This is a genomic window from Rhizobium sp. Leaf341, from assembly GCF_001424325.1.
Lineage (GTDB): Bacteria > Pseudomonadota > Alphaproteobacteria > Rhizobiales > Rhizobiaceae > Ferranicluibacter.
This window is the reverse complement of record NZ_LMPE01000002.1, coordinates 363665-381804: the sequence shown is the minus strand read 5'-3', so window position 1 is coordinate 381804 and position 18140 is coordinate 363665. Positions and strand designations below refer to the sequence as shown.

The window sequence follows — 18140 nt, the reverse complement described above, 5'->3', positions numbered from 1 at the left end:
GAAAGACGCCGCACCCGTATTCGAGCCCGCACCGTGTCTGTGCATTGGCATCGGATCGCCCGATCTCTCCGGTTAAGCCCACCTCTTCCGCTTCAGAAAGCGAATTTCGTCTTGAGAGCAGGCCGCTTATGACACCGTTTCTCGTCTATCTCCCGCCGGGTGCAGGGCGCGACAGCGCGGATGCCGTCTTCTTGGCCGATCGTTTCGCTTGGCCGGCCTTCGTGTTTCCCGCCTTGTGGCTTCTTTTCAAACGCCAGTGGATGGCGGGCGTTGCCGTTTTCATCCTGCAGACCGCGATGACTATGGCGGGTGGACTGGCCGATGCCGGTGTTGCGGCGATCTTCATCGAGCTGGCGCTTCGGCTGCTTGTGGCGCTGGAAGGGCCGACCTATCTCGCACGTCGACTGGAAAAGCGCGGCTTCACACTTGCGGCCGTCCTGCCGGCACCCGATTTGAAGACGGCTGAAGCCATGTACGGCGCGACCCTCGAAGGCCTTGTGGCCGATCCTGCTCTGCCTTTACCACGTCTTGGCCCCCACCAGAATGGCGGGCGGGCGAGCGACCCTGCCAATCCGGGCTTCGGCCTGTTCGACACCTACGGGAGCCGCTGATGCGCGTCGCGATCATCGATTACGGATCCGGAAATCTGCGATCCGCCACAAAGGCTTTCGAGCGCGCCGCTCGCGAGGCCGGCATCGATGCCGAGATCGACCTTACCGACAAGGTTGATCGCGTGGCGACCGCCGACCGGATCGTTTTGCCCGGCGTTGGCGCCTATGCCGACTGCCGCGCCGGCCTTTCTGCCGTTGATGGCATGAGCGACGCCATCATCGAGGGCGTCGAAAAGGCGGGAAAGCCGTTTCTCGGCATCTGCGTCGGCATGCAGTTGATGGCCTCACGCGGGCTTGAAAAGGCGACGACGCAGGGGTTTGGCTGGATTAAGGGCAATGTCGTCGAAATGAAACCGGCAGATCGTTCGCTGAAGATTCCGCAGATCGGCTGGAACACGCTGACGCTCGGTCGCCCCCACGCGCTGTTCGACGGCATCCCGACCGGGCCTGATGGACTGCATGCCTATTTCGTGCACTCCTACCATCTCGCGACCGAAAATGCCGAAGACCTCATTGCAACGACGCAATATGGGGAACCGGTAACGGCCTTCGTTGCGCACGATAACAAGGCCGGTGCTCAGTTCCATCCCGAAAAGAGCCAGACGCTCGGTCTTGCTCTTTTGACCAATTTCCTGCGCTGGAAGCCCTGACATGATCCTATTTCCTGCGATCGACCTCAAAGACGGTGCCTGCGTTCGCCTGAAGCTCGGCGACATGGCGGAGGCCACCGTCTACAATCCGGACCCCGGCGCTCAAGCGAAAGCTTTTGAGGATCAGGGGTTTGAATGGCTGCATGTGGTCGATCTCAACGGCGCCTTCGCCGGCGAGACGGTCAATGGCGGGGCGGTCGAGGCCATCCTGAAAGCAACAAGCAATCCCGTACAGCTTGGCGGCGGTATCCGCACGCTCGCCCATATCGAGACCTGGCTCGCCAAGGGCCTCGCCCGCGTCATCCTTGGCACCGTTGCGGTGCGCAATCCGTCCCTCGTCAAGGAAGCCTGCCGCCTTTTCCCCGGCAAGGTCGCCGTGGGCATCGATGCAAAGGGCGGCAGGGTTGCCGTCGAAGGTTGGGCGGAAGCGTCCGAACTCGGCGTGATCGAGCTGGCGCAGCGTTTCGAGGGCGCCGGCGTTGCCGCCATCATCTACACCGACATCGATCGCGATGGCATCTTGGCGGGCATCAATTGGCCGGGAACATTGGCGCTCGCAAATGCGGTCGAGATCCCGGTCATCGCTTCAGGCGGCCTTGCCTCCATGAATGATATTCATCGCCTCGCCGCGCCCGACATGGTCAAGCTGGAAGGTGCGATTTCCGGGCGCGCGCTCTATGACGGCCGGATCGATCCTGCCGAGGCGCTCGCTGTTCTCAGTGCTAGAGGACGTGCAGCATGACTCTCAAGGCCCGCGTCATCCCCTGTCTCGACGTCAAGGACGGCCGCGTCGTCAAAGGCGTCAGCTTCGTCGATCTCATCGATGCCGGCGATCCGGTCGAATCCGCCAAGGCTTACGATGCAGCCGGTGCGGACGAGCTCTGCTTCCTCGACATCACTGCGTCGTCGGACGGTCGCGATACGATCTTCGACGTCGTGGAACGGACGGCTGAACATTGCTTCATGCCGCTGACCGTCGGCGGCGGCGTGCGCAGCGTCGCCGACATTCGGCGATTGCTCCTGGCCGGTGCCGACAAGGTGTCCATAAACTCCGCCGCCGTGCGCGATCCCGATTTCGTTGCCCAGGCTGCCGACAAGTTCGGCAACCAGTGCATCGTTGTCTCGATCGACGCAAAACGGCGCGTGACGCCGGGAGTAGAAGGTACCAGCGCCTGGGAAATCTTCACCCATGGCGGCCGCACGGCAACCGGTATCGACGCTGTGGACTTCGCAGCGCGGATGGTAGAGCGCGGGGCAGGCGAACTGCTGGTAACCTCGATGGATCGCGATGGCAGCAAGATCGGCTACGATCTCGATCTCACCCGCGCGATTGCCGATCGTGTCTCTGTTCCGGTGATCGCCTCCGGCGGTGTGGGAACGCTCGACCATATGGTGCAGGGCATTCGCGATGGGCACGCAACAGCAGTTCTGGCGGCATCCATCTTCCATTTTGGAACCTACAGCATCGGCGAAGCGAAGCGCTACATGGCGGATCGAGGCATTCCGATGCGGCTCGATGGCTCCGCGCAGGCGGAGAACATCCTGTGACCGGGTTTTCACTGTCCGATCTCGAAGCCATCGTCGCGGAGCGGGCCAAAGCCTCTCCAGACCTGTCGTGGACGGCGAAGCTCGTTGAAAAAGGACAGGCGCGTGCTGCCAAGAAGCTGGGTGAAGAGGCCGTGGAAACGGTGATCGCTGCCATTTCCGGGGATCGCAGGGAACTGGTGTCCGAGAGTGCCGACCTGCTTTATCATCTCATGGTCGTATTGAAAATCGCGGATGTTCCGTTACAGGAGGTTCTGGAGGAACTGGAAGGACGCACGGTCCGGTCCGGCCTTGCGGAGAAGGCGAGCCGAAAGACGTGACCATTGCGCCGCAGAACAGGGGTGAAGCGGATATGCCGGATGATCTCGGCAGGCGAGACTATTCCCCTTACCACTTCTTCTCTGCCGATGCCTGGTCGCAGTTTCGGGCGGATACGCCGCTGACGTTGACGGCTGACGAAGTCCGTCGGCTGCGCTCCCTGAACGACCCGATCGATCTGGACGAGGTGCGCCGAATCTATCTTTCGCTGTCACGCTTGCTTTCGACCCATGTCGAGGCGTCGCAGATCCTCTACGAGCAGCGCAAGCGATTCCTCACAATCTCGGATGAGACCAAGACACCGTTTGTGATCGGTATTGCCGGGTCGGTGGCAGTCGGAAAATCGACCACCGCCCGTATTCTGGCCGAACTTCTGTCCCGCTGGCCATCGAGTCCCAAGGTCGATCTCGTGACGACGGACGGGTTTCTCTACCCGAATGCCATTCTGATGCGCGAAAACATCATGAACCGGAAAGGCTTTCCGGAAAGCTATGATATCGGCGCTCTGCTGCGTTTTCTCTCGGCCATCAAGGCCGGACAGCCGAATGTGAAGGCGCCAAGCTATTCGCACCTCGTCTACGACGTTCTGCCCGACCAGTTTCAGGTCGTGGACCGTCCGGATATCCTGATTTTTGAGGGCATCAATGTCCTCCAGTCGCGCGACCTGCCGGAAGACGGCAAGATCGTGCCGATGGTGTCGGATTTTTTCGACTTCTCGATTTATATCGATGCCGACGAAACGCTGATCCACTCCTGGTATGTCGATCGCTTCATGCGGCTTCGCCAGACAGCGTTCAAGAATCCGGAGTCCTTCTTCAAACGCTACGCCCAGGTTAGCGAGGAAGAGGCGCTGTCGATCGCCGAAGGCCTCTGGCAGAATACGAACCTTAAGAATCTGCGCCGCAACATCCTGCCGACGCGGCCGCGTGCAGACCTGATCCTGCAGAAAGGCGCCAACCATCTGGTTCACACCGTTGCGCTTCGCAAGCTCTAAAGGAGGTTACAGAAGTTTGGCGCCTCGAAGCCAGGCGTCGAGAGGCGCGAGCGACGGGTGGTCGAGCGCCTCGCGAAGATAGGCGAACGTGCGTGGCATGTGCTTCATGTAAGCCGGCTTGCCGTCCCGCTGCATGAGCCGAACCCAGATCCCGACCAGCTTGCAGTTACGCTGCGCAGCCATGAGATGAAATTGCTCGATGAACGTGGCGTCATCGAAGGGGCCGAGACGACGACGCTCGGCGATGTAGGCGTCGAGGATCGCCTGCCCGAGTTCCGGCATGATGGTCACGCGCGCATCCTGAACCAACGAGGCCACGTCGTAGGCCGTCGGGCCGATCATGGCATCCTGAAAATCGATCAGGGCAACGCGGTCGATGCCGGCTCTGTCGTTGCGCCAGAGAATGTTCGGTGAGTGGACGTCGCGCAGAAGGAGATGCTTCTCGCCACGCTCCGACTGGTCCACGAGCCGATCCCAGACCGCCCCATAGCTTTCGCGTTCTTCGGGCGTGGCAGCGGTGCCGCGATGATGGGGCAGGAACCAGTCGAGAAGCAGCCGGGTTTCGATCTTCATGGCGGCGCGGTCGAACGCCGGAACAAGGTGAACCCGCCCCTCCGGGAGCGGTAGTCTGTTCATCACGGGTTCGCTGTGCAGCCGGGCCAGGAGGCGCGCTGTCTCGATATAGCGCTCGGCAATCGGCGCACCCTCCGTGTCGAGGATGCCATCCGTCCCGAGGTCCTCCAGAAGAAGGATGCCGGAATCGATGTCGTGGGCGCGGATTTCAGGCGCCGCAAAACCGCGCTCGCGCAGATAGAGGTCGATGGCGACAAACGCGCTGACATCCTCGGCGAGATGAGCGATCTGCTGATAGTATTTTCCGTCCTCGAGGATCGGGCCGGGAATGGTGCGGGGTGCATCCATCAGGATGAGGTCTGGTCCGGCAGGCCGCCGAATACGCTCATAGCCGCGCACGGAAGCATCGCCGTTGAGATGGCGGCGGGAGACACCGCGAAGCCCATGATCGTCGAGAAAGCTTCGGATCGACAGACTGCGGCGCATGCGAGACAGGGTCGATTCCCTGCCGGACAGAATGGCCATGCGGCCATCTCCGTCCTGTTCCAGCGCGAGAGTGATGCTCTCTCTCGGTAGGTAGCCATCTGCCCGCTCGGGCCATTCGATCAGGCAGATGCCGTTCGACGCGAGTTCGTCGAGTCCGAGTTCCAACACCTCGCTCGCGTCACCCAGGCGATAGAGATCAAAATGCGAAACAGGAACACGCAGATCATAGGACTGCACGAGCGTGAAGGTGGGACTAGGCACCTCCAGAAAGGGGTCGTCGGCGATGGCGCGGATGAGTGCACGGGCGAGGGTCGATTTTCCTGCGCCGAGGTCTCCTGAAAGAGCGACCACGTCACCGGATCTGAGCGCCAGCGCCAGATCTTCGCCCAGCATGATCGTTGCTGCTTCATCGGGAAGCGGCAGGCGCAGCATGTCGGTCATTCCGCTGCTTCGGCCTTGGCCAGCACGCCCGAAGGGATGCGGCAGATGACTTCGGTTCCCGCGCCTTCCCGGGTCGCGATACGCACCTTTCCGTGGTGCAGGGTGATGAAGCTATCGACAATGGAAAGGCCGAGTCCGGCGCCGCCGCGCTGTCCATGGCTTTCGAACCGATGGAAGACACTTTCCAGCACGTCCTTGGGAATGCCGGGACCCCGATCGCTGACGGTGAAGACGAAATCACTGCCCTCGCGCGCGCAGGACAGGCCCACGACGCTGCCTTCCGGGGCGAAGTTGGCGGCGTTCGTCAGAAGCTTGATGAAGATCTGCTTCAAGCGCTGGTGATCGGCAACGAACGTGCCGAGCATGTCCGGCGTGTCGATACGCAAGGTGACCGAGCTTTCCTGCAGACGGTCCGCCATCTGCTGTGACACTTCGTCGAGAAAATCCGTGAGATTGATTTCGCTGAGATCGAGCTCCACGATGCCGGCATCCACCGTCGCAAGGTCGAGGATATCATTGACGATGGTCAGAAGGAGCGACGAGGAACTGGAGATGTGATCGACATACTCTGCCTGGCGCGGAGAAAGCTCGCCAAACGCGGGTGTTTTCAACAGGTCCGCAAAGCCGATGATGTTGGTCAGCGGCGAGCGCAGTTCATAGGACACGTGCTGGACAAAATCGTTCTTCAGCGAGTCGGCCATGCGCAGCGCTTCGTTCTTCTCCGTCAAAGCGCGCTCGACGCGCACGCTGTCGGTCGTATCGACGAAGGTCAGCATCGTTTGTGCATTGGGGAGGGGAATAATGGCGACATCGAGAATAAGACCGGTGCGCAATTCCAACATGCCGCGGCTGGAAGGCCGCTCGTCGTCGAAGCTGGTAATGGCATGGGAAAACCGTTTCCAGCCGTCCGGCTGATCGTAGGAAACGGCGCAGGCCTGCTCGATGGCACGGATATGGGTGCCCGGCGCAACTTCGGTTTCGGTCACGCCCCAGAGCGCCCGAAACGCAGGATTGGAAAGTTTGATGCGCCCATCGGGGCCGAACACGGCCACGCCTTCGGACAGATGGTCGATGGTTTCGCCCTGGACCTGCACCAGCGTGTTGTAACGGGTCTCCAAGTCGACGCGCTCGGTGAGATTCTCGAATACCCAGGTCGCACCACCCTGTGGGCGCGCCGTTGCAAAGACGCGCAAGGTCTGGCCGTTCGGCAGATGCCACATGTCCGTTTGGGTTTCGATCGCCTGATAGACCGAAAGGGCCTGTTCCTTCCACTGCTTCCAGCTGAGCTGCTCTGGGAGACGACCGCTTTCGCGCAGCTGGTCGAAGATCTCGCCGTTGCCGGGACGGCGGGCAAGAAAGGCGGTTTCGAGATTCCAGAGGGTCTGGAAAGCCTGATTGTAGAATTGCAGGCGCTGTGACCCATCGAAGGTCGCAACGGCCGTCGCCAAGTGATCGAGCGTCTCTGCATGGCTCTTCAGCGTACGGGACAGTTCTTCACGAACGGCCTCAATGGCGCTGACATCGAGCGCAATCCCGGCGGTGCCGTAGGTGGTCTTTGCATCAACGACATCGAAAAAGGTTCGCTGGCCGCGGACGACGGTCGAGATCTTGTCCCGGAAGGGCGAGTCGTACGTGGCAAGCGCCTTGGCTTTTTCACGTGAAACCGTCGCCAGAAGCTCGCGCCCTTCCTGAACCACCACATCCGCGCTCGGGGCCTCTACGGCATCGCGATAGGCTTCATTGACCCAAGTGATCTGTCCGTCCCGGCCACGCTGCCAGACCGGCATGTCCACGGCGTTCAGAAGCGTCTGCAGACTTGCAAGATCACCGCGCAGCCGGTCGCGCTCGAGGGTCAGTTCGGCCAATTCCTCGCGCAGATTGTTCAGCGCCACGAAGCGCACAAAGGCGCGCCCCCCCGAAACACGTCCCTGTGCCTCGAGAATTTCATTGCGGTTTGTCTGCACGACGAGGTCGAAGCTCTCGGCGAAAGTGCGCAGGCGATCGATGGCTCGTTCAAGTTCACTGGCAGACGTCGCCTTGATCCAGCGACCGAATGCCAGGAAATCGCGGTCGTCTTGTGGCGCCCCCGTCTCGGGCGGAAGCTGGCCAAGGAATTCCGGTTTTTCGGCCGGACCATCCCAGACCACGATGCTGCGGTTCTTGTCGGAAATCAGCGCTTGATAGCGCGAGATGCTCTGGCGCGCATCGGCAAGCGCGGTCTTCAAATCGCGGTTGTCAGTCTCGACCGTGCTGCGCTGGCGAATGACCCAGACGGCAGAAATCATGGCGGCGGCAATGGCACCGGTCAGCAGCGAAAAGGTGATGATTTCGGAGGAATGAAAGACGTTCGTGACGCCTTCCGCGGCCATGGCCTCGCCGGAGAGAAGCCCCATGGCAGAACCGGCGGCGAGGCGGCGAAGGATCGAAGACAGGGGCATTCCGCGTCGAGCAGGTCGTCCGCCCACACGGGTTACGCCGGGTTCCGCAGGCGTTCGTCCGGCGTTCCAAGAAGCTTTCGTCATCGTGCCTGTCCCCGTTGCACGGTGCCCGGCTGGTCTCCGGCCAAAATGGCGAGAACCGTTAGACACACGTCCGCCGTCCATATGGCCTTTGACAAGGCCGCTGAACGAATATCGTCTTCTCCGGGATCGTTACGCGTTCATGCTTGCCCGCCGCTTACGGTGCACCGCGTTTCGTCCTGAAAACCAACGCTTTTTTCCACTCGGTCCGCGTCAGTGCCGCATCTTCGTCCCGAATCGATACAGGTGAGCATAGTCCCTACCCTCGGAGGCGGGAAGCAGGGAGACAAAAAAGAGGCCGTACGATCTGCAGCGCACGGCCTCCTCATGGCTTTTCAGTGCAATGACTCCCGCCTTAGTAGCGGTAGTGATCCGCCTTGAACGGACCCTGCGGCGTCACGCCGATATAGGCCGCCTGCTCGTCGGACAGCGTTGTCAGCTTGACGCCGAGCTTGGCGAGATGAAGACGGGCAACCTTCTCGTCAAGGTGCTTCGGCAGGATGTGCACGCCGGCTTCGTACTGCTCACCCTTGGTGAAAAGTTCGATCTGCGCGAGCACCTGGTTGGTGAACGAGGCCGACATGACGAAGGACGGATGACCCGTCGCGTTGCCGAGATTGAGGAGACGGCCCTCCGAGAGAAGGATCATGCGGTTGCCCTTGGGGAACTCGATGAGATCGACCTGCGGCTTGACATTGTTCCACTTCAGATTCCGCAAGGCGGAAACCTGAATCTCGTTATCGAAATGGCCGATGTTTCCGACGATCGCCATGTCCTTCATCTCGCGCATGTGCTCGATGCGGATGACGTCCTTGTTGCCGGTCGTGGTGATGAAGATATCGGCGCTCGAAACGACATCTTCGAGCTGGACGACTTCGAAACCGTCCATAGCAGCCTGGAGGGCGCAGATCGGATCAACTTCCGTCACCTTCACCCGGGCACCCGCGCCCGACAGGGAGGCTGCCGAACCCTTGCCGACGTCGCCGTAACCGCAGACCACGGCAACCTTGCCGGCCATCATCACGTCGGTCCCACGGCGAATGCCGTCGACGAGCGATTCCTTGCAGCCATACTTGTTGTCGAACTTCGACTTGGTCACGCTGTCATTGACGTTGATGGCTGGGAAAGGAAGCAGCCCCTTGGCATGCAGCTGATACAGGCGGTTGACGCCGGTGGTGGTCTCTTCGGTCACGCCCTTGATCGCGTCGCGCTGCTTCGTGAAGAAGCCGGGCGTCGCAGCCAGACGCTTCTTGATCTGGGCGAACAGGATCTCTTCTTCTTCCGATCCCGGGTTCGACAGGACATCTTCACCCGCTTCGGCACGTGCGCCGAGCAGAATGTACATGGTGGCATCGCCACCATCGTCGAGAATCATGTTGGAGACGCCGCCATCGGTCCACTGGAAGATCTTGTCGGTGTAGGTCCAGTACTCAGTGAGCGTCTCGCCCTTGACGGCATAGACCGGAATGCCGGCAGCCGCGATGGCAGCGGCGGCATGATCCTGCGTCGAGAAGATGTTGCACGATGCCCACCGAACGTCGGCACCCAAGGCCACCAGCGTCTCGATGAGAACCGCCGTCTGAATGGTCATGTGCAGCGAACCGGCGATACGGGCACCCTTCAACGGCTTCGACGCACCAAACTCTTCGCGCGAAGCCATCAGGCCCGGCATCTCGGTTTCGGCGATCGTAATTTCTTTGCGGCCGAAGTCGGCCAGGCCGATATCGGCTACCAGATAGTCGTTGGTCGTGCTCATGGAGGCTCTCCGCTGGTGGCACGCCGGGTCGGGAGATGAAGGCTCGAGGACCGCAGGCGCACTGATCTCGTTGCCCAGGCAGAGCCGGGGCGCGATCGTCCTCTAGCAGAAAATCCATCTGCAGGCAACCTACATATAAAGACGTCTTTATATGTTTATATCCCTAGATCTCCTCGCCGAACCGGTCCCGCACCAAGGCATCAAGCGCTTCCAATGCTTCCTCTGCCTGATTGCCGCTTGCCGTGACGGAAATCGAACTGCCCGTGCTTGCAGCCAGCATCATCAATCCCATGATCGAAAGTCCGCCAACGGTCATGCCGTCCTTCGTGACATGGATCTCGGCATCGAAAGCCTCGACCGTCTGCACGAACTTGGCGGAAGCACGCGCATGAAGACCGCGCTTGTTGATGATCTGGAGGTCCCGCGACAGAGTCATGAAGGATTGCGTCCGTTATTTGCCACTGAGAACGCGGCTGGCAACGTTGATGTATTTGCGCCCGGCTTCGGATGCCTCCACCAGAGCCTTGTCCATGTCGCTCTCGCCCCGAACACCGGCCAGCTTGATCAGCATGGGCAGGTTGACGCCGGCGATGACCTCGACCGTGCCGCTCTGCATGACGGAGATCGCCAAATTGGACGGTGTACCACCGAACATGTCGGTGAGAATGATGACGCCATTGCCCTCGTTGGCAGCGATGACAGCCGTCAGGATGTCCTGACGCCGCTGGTCCATGTCATCTTCAGGGCCGATACACACCGTCTCGATGAATTTCTGCGGCCCTACGACGTGTTCGAGCGCATGACGAAACTCTTCAGCCAGCTTGCCGTGCGTGACAAGCACAAGTCCGATCATGTGTCTTTGCTCCAACTGCCTTTTCCCTTCGGCGGACGATAAACTTACCATGCCGCAATGCAACAATTTCAATCCGCCTTGGGGCGGTCATCTTGGCGAGGAAATGCCGGAGTGCAAGTCAAAAATCCTAAAACACGGATCACATGAGCAAAATCTGTGCAGACTGCGACATTTAAAGAGCTGAAAAACGGCTGAGTGCATCAAGCGGGTCAAGGCCCGGTAGAAGCGGAAGCCGGAGCAAGGGAAGCGTTGCAGGACCCGTCCGCCAGATCTCCGCCTCCGGTGCGACCCGGACCTCGAAGGGGGGCAGGACAGGCAGGACAGCAACGGAGAGAACGGCTGCCGGGACACACCGAAGCGGAATGGGGCCGACCCCGCGCAGCTCGGCAAGGCCCGCAATGCTCACCGGCGCGCGGGCAATGAGACGCCCGCCGCGCAGGCAGACCAAGACCTGATCATCCGAGACGAGAGCCGCGTTCCAGCCGCGACGCGCGGCGGAAGCAAGACAAGCAAGCGCGGCACTGGTTTTGCCCGTGCCAGAGGGGCCGACGAAGACATAGCCGATTGTGCCGATGACAATCGCGGTCGCATGGATGTTGCGAGGCACCGCGCCGTCGGCCATCACACCATCAGGGTTTGTTCGATCGCGTTCCGGCGCATTGTCGTCGGACATCATCGCGCCGGGCTCACGCCGCCTCGCCGACGGGCAGCGAAAGGATGAAGCGCGCGCCGGTGATCGTCCCGTGCGAATCCGTCATGTTTTCGGCCCGCAGCGTGCCGCCATGCGCTTCGGCGATCTGCCTTGAAATCGAGAGACCGAGGCCCGAATTCTGCCCGAAATCCTCGCCATCCGGCCGGTCGGTATAGAAGCGCTCGAAGATACGGTCGATGTCCTCGGCCTGGATGCCCGGGCCGTTGTCCTCGACATAGACGATGCAGCGCGTGCGGTTGCGCGTCAGCCGCACGATGATGTGTCCGCCCTCTTCCGGCACGAAGGAACGGGCGTTCTCGATGAGGTTTGTGATGATCTGCCCGATGCGCAGTTCATAGCCGCTGACATCGAAGCGCGCCTTCGGGTTGTCTTTTCTCTCCACGACGAAGTTGAGCAGTACCGCCTTCTTTTTGTTGCGCACTTGTCGCGAGATATCGACGAGATCGCCGAGCAGCTTTTCAAGATCGACAATGCGCGCATCGCTGCGGGCAAGCTCCGCGTCGAGCCGTGAGGCATCGGAAATGTCACTGATCAGACGGTCAAGCCGACGCACGTCATGCTGAATGACATCCATCAGACGCTTCTTGGAGTCGTCGCTGCGGGCAAGCGGCAGGGTTTCCACCGCACTGCGCAGCGAGGTCAGCGGGTTCTTCAGTTCATGACTGACGTCGGCAGCAAAATTCTCGATGGCGGCGATGCGATCGTAGAGCGCGCCCGTCATATCGCGGAGGGCCACCGAAAGATTGCCGATCTCGTCCTGTCGCGACGAAAAATCGGGAATTTCCTGACGCTCCTTGGCGCTGCCGCGGCGCACGCGGATCGCTGCGGCCGACAGGCGGCGCAGGGGATTGGCAATCGTGCTCGACAGAAGCAGCGACAGGATGACGTTGACGAGAGCGGCGACACCGAAGACACGAATGATCGCCAGCCGCTCGGCGTGGACGATCTTGTCGATATCGCCGGCTTGGGTCGAGAGAAGAAGGACGCCCAGAACGGCGCGGAAACGCTGCACGGGGACGGCAACGGAGACGATCAGCTCGCCCTGTTCCGTGACCCGGACGACCGCGCCGCGCACACCGGTCAGCGCGTTCATGACTTCCGGGTAGATCGATCCGTTGCCACCTGGAGGCTCCTTGTAGAGCGGCAGGTTGCCCGGCTGAAGCATACGGTTGTACCAGGTGTTGAGCCTGCCCGTCAGCGTCTCGTTCTCAGGCTCGATCGGCGGAAGATCGAAGCGCAGAACCTGCCCGCCGGTATAGAGATGACGGCTGTCGAGCAAGAGATCGGCGTCGGCATCGAAAAGACGGGCACGGGTTCGGGTGGGCGAAATCAGCCGCCGGAGCACAGGCGCAACGCGCTCCTGCGTGATCGGGAATTCCAGGTCTTCGTCGCGCGGCAGCGGCGTGATGCTCTGCCCCGCCTGCAGCTCGAGCAGCTTTTCGGGATCGATGGTGATGGAATTGGTGTCCACCGACGCCGAGGCTGCGATGGCACCTGCGATGATCTCGCCCTGCGTCAGCAGGCTCTCGACGCGGGCGTCGATCAGACCCTCACGGAACTGATTGAGGTACATGATGCCGCCGACCAACACGACGAGCGCCACGAGATTGAAAAACAGGATACGGCGCGTGAGGCTCGAAAAGACGGCATTGCCGAACAGGCGTCGGATCAGGGTGAAGGGATGCGCCCAGCGCCGGCCGGGGCGATACACCCCGTCCGCATCCTCAATCGCCGCATGCCTCGTGATATCCGCCACGTCTGATGCTTAGCCTCTCCCGCTCGCGCGCTGTTCAGGCCTCAGGCCGATTCGCGGAACCGGTAACCGACGCCATACAAGGTTTCGATCATATCGAAGTCGTTGTCGACCATCTTGAATTTCTTGCGGAGTCGCTTGATGTGGCTGTCGATGGTGCGATCGTCGACATAGACCTGCTCGTCATAGGCTGCATCCATCAGGGAGTCCCGGCTTTTCACGACACCGGGCCGCTGCGCGAGGGAATGCAGGATCAGGAATTCGGTCACCGTCAGCGTCACGGGCTCGTTCTTCCAGGTGCAGGTGTGGCGTTCCTGGTCCATCGACAGCTGGCCCCGCTCGAGCGACCGCGCCTGAATGTCGTCTTTCATCTTCTGCAGGCCTGCGGGACCGGCGGCAGCGGCTGCCTCCCGATTGGCAGAGCGGCGCAGGATCGCCTTCACGCGCTCGACCAGAAGGCGCTGGGAGAACGGCTTGGTGATAAAGTCGTCGGCGCCCATTTTGAGACCGAAGAGTTCGTCGATCTCTTCATCCTTGGATGTCAGGAAGATGACGGGAATGTCCGACTTCTGCCGAAGGCGGCGCAGAAGCTCCATTCCGTCCATGCGCGGCATCTTGATATCGAAGATGGCGAGTTGCGGCGGGCGCGCAAGGAGACCGTCGAGCGCAGAGGCACCGTCGGTGTAGGTTTCGACCTTGTAGCCTTCCGCTTCCAGCGCGATCGAAACCGACGTCAGGATGTTCCGGTCGTCGTCGACAAGTGCAATGGTCTGCATTGTATTCCGCTCCATCATATCTTCGCGCCTTCTCTCATCTGCCCGTCTCCTGCGGAGAGAGAGGCATTATCGACAGAGGCCGGCCAGAACAGACAGAACTCCGCATGGGGAGGTCGGCCGAGGCCGGCGCGCGTTCATGAGTATAAAGGTGGAACAAATTGTGGCGAAGCGAAAATGTTGCGCGGGCACAAGATGGGCGAAAGTCGATCTTCACCGCCTCCAACCTCCATTTCAACTTGCCAGTTAAACCGATTGAAAATTGAATAATTTTCTTTAAATCGATTAATATATTGAATTTATTGGATTTTCCTGTGTGTCGTCTTGCGTTTTCTAGAACTCTCCCGCATGTTGCGGTCCAGACACAACGCAGGGGAGCAGCGCTCATGGAAGAATTTGGCATTCGCAATCCGGATCTCGGGATCGCTACACTCGGTTTCAAAGACGTCGTCGCCGTGCGCTACAATCTGACGCCTGCAGAACTCTATGAAGAGTCCCTGCGTCTCTGCGAAGCACAGGTTACCGCAGACGGTGCGTTGCGTGCGCTGACCGGCCAGCACACCGGTCGCTCTGCCAAGGACAAGTTCATCGTGCGCGATGCAGGCACGACCGACCAGATCTGGTGGGACAACAACAAGGAAATATCTGCGGCGCACTTCGAAACGCTCTACAACGACATGCTTGACCATGCCCGCGGTCGTTCGCTCTATGTACAGGATCTGATCGGAGGCGCCGACAGGGACAACGCTCTGCCCACGCGCGTCATCACCGAATTCGCCTGGCACTCCCTTTTCATCCGTAACCTACTGATCCGTCCGGATCGCGAAAGCCTGAAAACGTTCGCGCCGAAACTCACGATCATCGATCTACCCCATTTCCGCGCCAATCCGGCCCGTCATGGCTGCCGCACGGAAACGGTGATTGCCTGCGATCTCGTCAACGGTCTCGTGCTGATCGGCGGCACATCCTATGCCGGCGAAATGAAAAAGTCGGTCTTTACGGCACTGAACTACCTGCTGCCGAAGAAAGGCGTCATGCCGATGCATTGCTCGGCGAATGTTGGTCCGGATGGCGCTTCTGCGGTGTTCTTCGGTCTTTCCGGCACCGGCAAGACGACGCTGTCGGCCGATCCGAAGCGCACGCTCATCGGCGATGATGAACATGGCTGGGGCACGGATGGGATCTTCAACTTCGAAGGGGGCTGCTACGCCAAGACGATCCGTCTTTCGGCCGAAGCGGAGCCGGAAATCTTTGCAACGACCAAGCGCTTCGGCACCGTGCTGGAAAACGTGATCCTCGATGACGCCAGGGTTCCGAATTTCGACGACGGCTCGCTGACGGAGAACACCCGCTGCGCCTACCCGCTCGATTTCATTCCGAATGCCAGCGCAACAGGCACAGCCGGTCATCCCAAGACGATCATCATGCTGACGGCCGACGCCTTCGGCGTCATGCCGCCCATCGCCAAGTTGACGGCCGATCAGGCTATGTACCACTTTCTCTCCGGCTACACCGCAAAGGTTGCCGGTACGGAGAAGGGCGTGACCGAACCAGAGGCCACCTTCTCGACCTGCTTCGGCGCGCCGTTCATGCCACGGCATCCGAGCGAATACGGCAATCTGCTGCGGGAACTGATTGCAAGGCACGATGTGACCTGCTGGCTCGTCAACACGGGCTGGACCGGAGGCGCCTACGGTACGGGACGTCGCATGCCCATCAACGCGACACGCGCATTGCTGGCGGCTGCGCTCGATGGTTCGCTGGCGGAGACAGAAATGCGCATCGATGCCAGTTTCGGCTTTGCGGTTCCTGTCGAGGTCGCCGGCATCACGGGCGGTATTCTCGACCCGCGCTCGACCTGGGCAGACGGGGCGGCCTATGATGCACAGGCCAGAAAGCTGGCCGACATGTTCGTGGCGAACTTCACCAAATTTGAAAGCCATGTCGATGGCGGTGTGCGGGATGCGGCACCGGGACTGGCGATCGCTGCCGAATAGACGCGGACCCGAAAGGCCGCATCATGTTTTCACGTGAAACCCGGCGCTGACCAAGCGCCGGGTTTTATCGTTCTGCCCGGTTTACAATGTTCTCAGAGCTGGAATAAACAGGGAACGAAAGGTGACGGAATGGCAAGCGACCCCCTCTATATTAACGATCGGATCGTGATTGCCAGCTGGGAGCTGAGCGAACAGTTCGTGCTGGCAGGCGGCCCGGGTGGGCAGAATGTCAACAAGGTGGCGACAGCCGTTCAGCTCTTCTTCAATATCGCCGCATCCCCTTCCTTGCCGGAGCGCATCCGCGACATTGCCATTGGCCTTGCCGGTCGCAAGGTCTCAAAGGATGGCGTGTTGATGATCGAGGCCAATCGTTTCCGGAGCCAGGACCGCAACCGCGAGGATGCGCGGGAGCGGTTGAAGGCGCTGATCCTGAAGGCAGCCGAACCTCCACCTCCGCCACGCCGCAAGACCAAGCCGACCCGCGGCTCGGTCGAACGTCGTCTGAAAGCCAAAAGCGGACGCGGAGAGGTCAAGAAGATGCGCGGCCGGCCGGATGGCGAATAGAGAATGAAGACAGTCCGCGATCTCTTTGACGAGGCAACCCGTCGGCTGAAAGAGCTTTGATGAAATGATGGCGGGAGACGTCATCACGGTGGGATGCGCCTCGACCGTCTGGCAGCAACGCACACAGGAGAAGGCCATGCTGGTCCTGCCGAAAGGCTTTCGCCACATTCCCGGCTTTCTGGATCGCGATCAACAGGAAGCTCTTGTCAGCGAGGTCAGGGACATTGTCGCTGCCGCGCCCTTCTACCGCCCGGCCATGCCGAAAACCGGCAAAGAACTCTCGGTACGGATGACGAATTGCGGCACGCTTGGCTGGGTTACGGACAAGGCACTTGGCTACCGCTACCAGCCGGTTCATCCCGTGACGCAACGGCCATGGCCGGACATTCCGCAAAGCCTTCTTGATCTCTGGCAAACCATTGCAGGTGCCTCGAAGCCGCCGCAGGCCTGTCTCGTCAACTACTATGCGGAGACGGCCCGGATGGGGCTGCATCAGGACAAAGACGAGCAGGATCTTCAGACGCCTGTCGTTTCCGTGTCACTCGGCGATGCCTGCCTGTTTCGGGTCGGCGGTCGCGAACGCAGCGACCGGACGGTTTCGTTCAAGCTGTCGAGCGGCGATATCGTCGTGCTGGCTGGAGAAAGCCGGCTTGCTTTTCATGGCGTCGATCGGATCTACCCCGCGACATCAACGCTTCTGAAGAATGGCGGACGTCTCAACCTCACACTCCGCCGCGTCACGCCTTGAGAAACGGCTGGTAACGTGCCACCTGCAGGTAAGCGTCCTTGAACCCTGCCGGGTTTCGGAAATGATGCAAGCTTTGATAGCGAATCAAGGTGTCAATCAGGGAAGGCACATGCTCATAGACAATGCCATGGTGCTGGCCGCAGGGCTCGGAACGCGCCTGCGACCGATTACCGACACGATGCCGAAGCCGCTGGTGCCGATCGCGGGCAAGCCGATGATCGATCATGTGCTCGATCTTCTGGTTGATGCCGGTATCAAGACCGCTGCCGTGAACGTGCATCATTTCGCGGACCGCATGGAAGCCCATCTCCACGCCCGCGCTGCACCCATTATCCGCATTTCCGATGAACGCGATCGCCTGATGAACTCGGGCGGCGGACTTGCCAAGGGTCTCTCGCTCCTCGATGCCGGACCCGTGCTCGTCATGAATGCCGATCTCTTCTGGATCGGAGAGCCGGAGGGCCGCAGCAACCTCGTGCGACTGGCCGAGGCTTTCGATCCCGCGCTCATGGACATGCTGCTTCTCTGCGTCGAACTGGAGAAAACGACAGGACATGACGGCAAGAAGGATTTCTCGCTTCAAGCCGACGGTCAACTCGTGCGTTATGCCGAGGGGCTTTCCCGGCCGGTCGTTTATGCCGGCGCGATTGCCATGATGAGTTCGCTGTTTGACGATGCTCCGACGGATGCCTTCAATCTCAACATCTATTTCGACAAGGCGATCGCCGCCGGGCGGCTGTACGGTCTGATGCTCGAAGGCGAGTGGATCACGGTGGGAACGCCGGATGCCATCGGCAAGGCCGAAGCGCAGTTCGCGCGGCTGGCAGCCGGAAATTGAAAGGGAGTA

At 60.6% G+C, this 18140-nt stretch carries 18 protein-coding genes; 10 read left to right on the top strand and 8 right to left on the bottom strand.

What is annotated here, in order from left to right:
• Positions 1 to 128: 128 nt before the first annotated feature.
• The 6 genes from ASG03_RS01640 to coaA are packed head-to-tail and all read left to right on the top strand — an operon-like array spanning position 129 to position 4118.
• Positions 129 to 611 (top strand): DUF2628 domain-containing protein, encoded by a 483-nt coding sequence (locus tag ASG03_RS01640; protein WP_062691699.1) that lies wholly within the window; start codon positions 129 to 131, stop codon positions 609 to 611.
• Positions 611 to 1261, top strand: a complete 651-nt coding sequence (gene hisH, locus ASG03_RS01635) for an imidazole glycerol phosphate synthase subunit HisH (protein WP_062691697.1) — start codon at positions 611 to 613, stop codon at positions 1259 to 1261. The genes ASG03_RS01640 and hisH overlap by 1 nt, the downstream gene beginning before the upstream one ends.
• Position 1262: 1 nt before the next feature.
• The gene (hisA, locus tag ASG03_RS01630) at positions 1263 to 2003 is read left to right on the top strand and encodes a 1-(5-phosphoribosyl)-5-[(5-phosphoribosylamino)methylideneamino]imidazole-4-carboxamide isomerase (RefSeq protein ID WP_062691695.1); all 741 of its coding nucleotides are present in this window, start codon (positions 1263 to 1265) and stop codon (positions 2001 to 2003) included.
• Positions 2000 to 2809 carry an imidazole glycerol phosphate synthase subunit HisF gene (gene hisF / locus ASG03_RS01625; protein ID WP_062477235.1) on the top strand — a complete coding sequence of 270 codons (810 nt, stop codon included), beginning with the start codon at positions 2000 to 2002 and terminating at the stop codon, positions 2807 to 2809. The genes hisA and hisF overlap by 4 nt, the downstream gene beginning before the upstream one ends.
• Positions 2806 to 3126: a phosphoribosyl-ATP diphosphatase gene (locus tag ASG03_RS01620; protein WP_062477247.1), complete on the top strand. Its 321-nt coding sequence runs from the start codon at positions 2806 to 2808 to the stop codon at positions 3124 to 3126. Before hisF ends, ASG03_RS01620 begins: the two co-directional genes overlap by 4 nt.
• Before the next feature lie 32 nt (positions 3127 to 3158).
• Positions 3159 to 4118 carry a type I pantothenate kinase gene (gene coaA / locus ASG03_RS01615; RefSeq protein ID WP_062478027.1) on the top strand — a complete coding sequence of 320 codons (960 nt, stop codon included), beginning with the start codon at positions 3159 to 3161 and terminating at the stop codon, positions 4116 to 4118.
• A 6-nt stretch (positions 4119 to 4124) separates the two neighbouring features.
• Here the strand turns inward: coaA and tsaE are convergent, their stop codons facing one another.
• The 8 genes from tsaE to ASG03_RS01575 form a co-directional block, all read right to left on the bottom strand.
• On the bottom strand, positions 4125 to 5618 hold the full coding sequence (tsaE, locus tag ASG03_RS01610; protein WP_062691694.1) for a tRNA (adenosine(37)-N6)-threonylcarbamoyltransferase complex ATPase subunit type 1 TsaE: 1494 nt from the start codon (positions 5616 to 5618) through the stop codon (positions 4125 to 4127).
• On the bottom strand, positions 5615 to 8056 hold the full coding sequence (locus tag ASG03_RS01605; RefSeq protein ID WP_062691692.1) for a sensor histidine kinase: 2442 nt from the start codon (positions 8054 to 8056) through the stop codon (positions 5615 to 5617). Before ASG03_RS01605 ends, tsaE begins: the two co-directional genes overlap by 4 nt.
• Before the next feature lie 436 nt (positions 8057 to 8492).
• A complete protein-coding gene (gene ahcY, locus ASG03_RS01600; RefSeq protein ID WP_062691690.1) occupies positions 8493 to 9893 on the bottom strand; it encodes an adenosylhomocysteinase in 1401 nt (466 codons plus the stop codon).
• 163 nt (positions 9894 to 10056) lie between these two features.
• The gene (locus ASG03_RS01595; protein ID WP_062477258.1) at positions 10057 to 10329 is read right to left on the bottom strand and encodes an HPr family phosphocarrier protein; all 273 of its coding nucleotides are present in this window, start codon (positions 10327 to 10329) and stop codon (positions 10057 to 10059) included.
• Positions 10330 to 10344: 15 nt separating this feature from the next.
• A complete protein-coding gene (locus ASG03_RS01590; RefSeq protein ID WP_062477263.1) occupies positions 10345 to 10746 on the bottom strand; it encodes a PTS sugar transporter subunit IIA in 402 nt (133 codons plus the stop codon).
• 172 nt (positions 10747 to 10918) lie between these two features.
• Positions 10919 to 11422, bottom strand: coding sequence for an HPr kinase/phosphorylase (locus tag ASG03_RS01585; protein WP_244475124.1), 504 nt, complete (start codon positions 11420 to 11422; stop codon positions 10919 to 10921).
• A 10-nt stretch (positions 11423 to 11432) separates the two neighbouring features.
• On the bottom strand, positions 11433 to 13169 hold the full coding sequence (locus ASG03_RS01580) for a sensor histidine kinase (RefSeq protein WP_156379652.1): 1737 nt from the start codon (positions 13167 to 13169) through the stop codon (positions 11433 to 11435).
• Between the two features lie 86 nt (positions 13170 to 13255).
• Positions 13256 to 13987: a response regulator transcription factor gene (locus ASG03_RS01575; RefSeq protein ID WP_092935839.1), complete on the bottom strand. Its 732-nt coding sequence runs from the start codon at positions 13985 to 13987 to the stop codon at positions 13256 to 13258.
• Positions 13988 to 14370: 383 nt separating this feature from the next.
• Between ASG03_RS01575 and ASG03_RS01570 the strand changes: the two genes are divergently transcribed.
• From ASG03_RS01570 to ASG03_RS01555, 4 genes are all read left to right on the top strand, one after another.
• Positions 14371 to 15981 (top strand): phosphoenolpyruvate carboxykinase, encoded by a 1611-nt coding sequence (locus tag ASG03_RS01570; RefSeq protein ID WP_062691689.1) that lies wholly within the window; start codon positions 14371 to 14373, stop codon positions 15979 to 15981.
• A 129-nt stretch (positions 15982 to 16110) separates the two neighbouring features.
• Entirely contained in the window at positions 16111 to 16545 is a 435-nt protein-coding gene (gene arfB, locus ASG03_RS01565) for an alternative ribosome rescue aminoacyl-tRNA hydrolase ArfB (protein WP_062691687.1), read from the top strand.
• A 136-nt stretch (positions 16546 to 16681) separates the two neighbouring features.
• Positions 16682 to 17293 carry an alpha-ketoglutarate-dependent dioxygenase AlkB family protein gene (locus ASG03_RS01560; protein WP_062691799.1) on the top strand — a complete coding sequence of 204 codons (612 nt, stop codon included), beginning with the start codon at positions 16682 to 16684 and terminating at the stop codon, positions 17291 to 17293.
• Between the two features lie 109 nt (positions 17294 to 17402).
• On the top strand, positions 17403 to 18131 hold the full coding sequence (locus ASG03_RS01555; protein ID WP_062477278.1) for a nucleotidyltransferase family protein: 729 nt from the start codon (positions 17403 to 17405) through the stop codon (positions 18129 to 18131).
• The last annotated feature ends 9 nt before the right edge of the window (positions 18132 to 18140 follow it).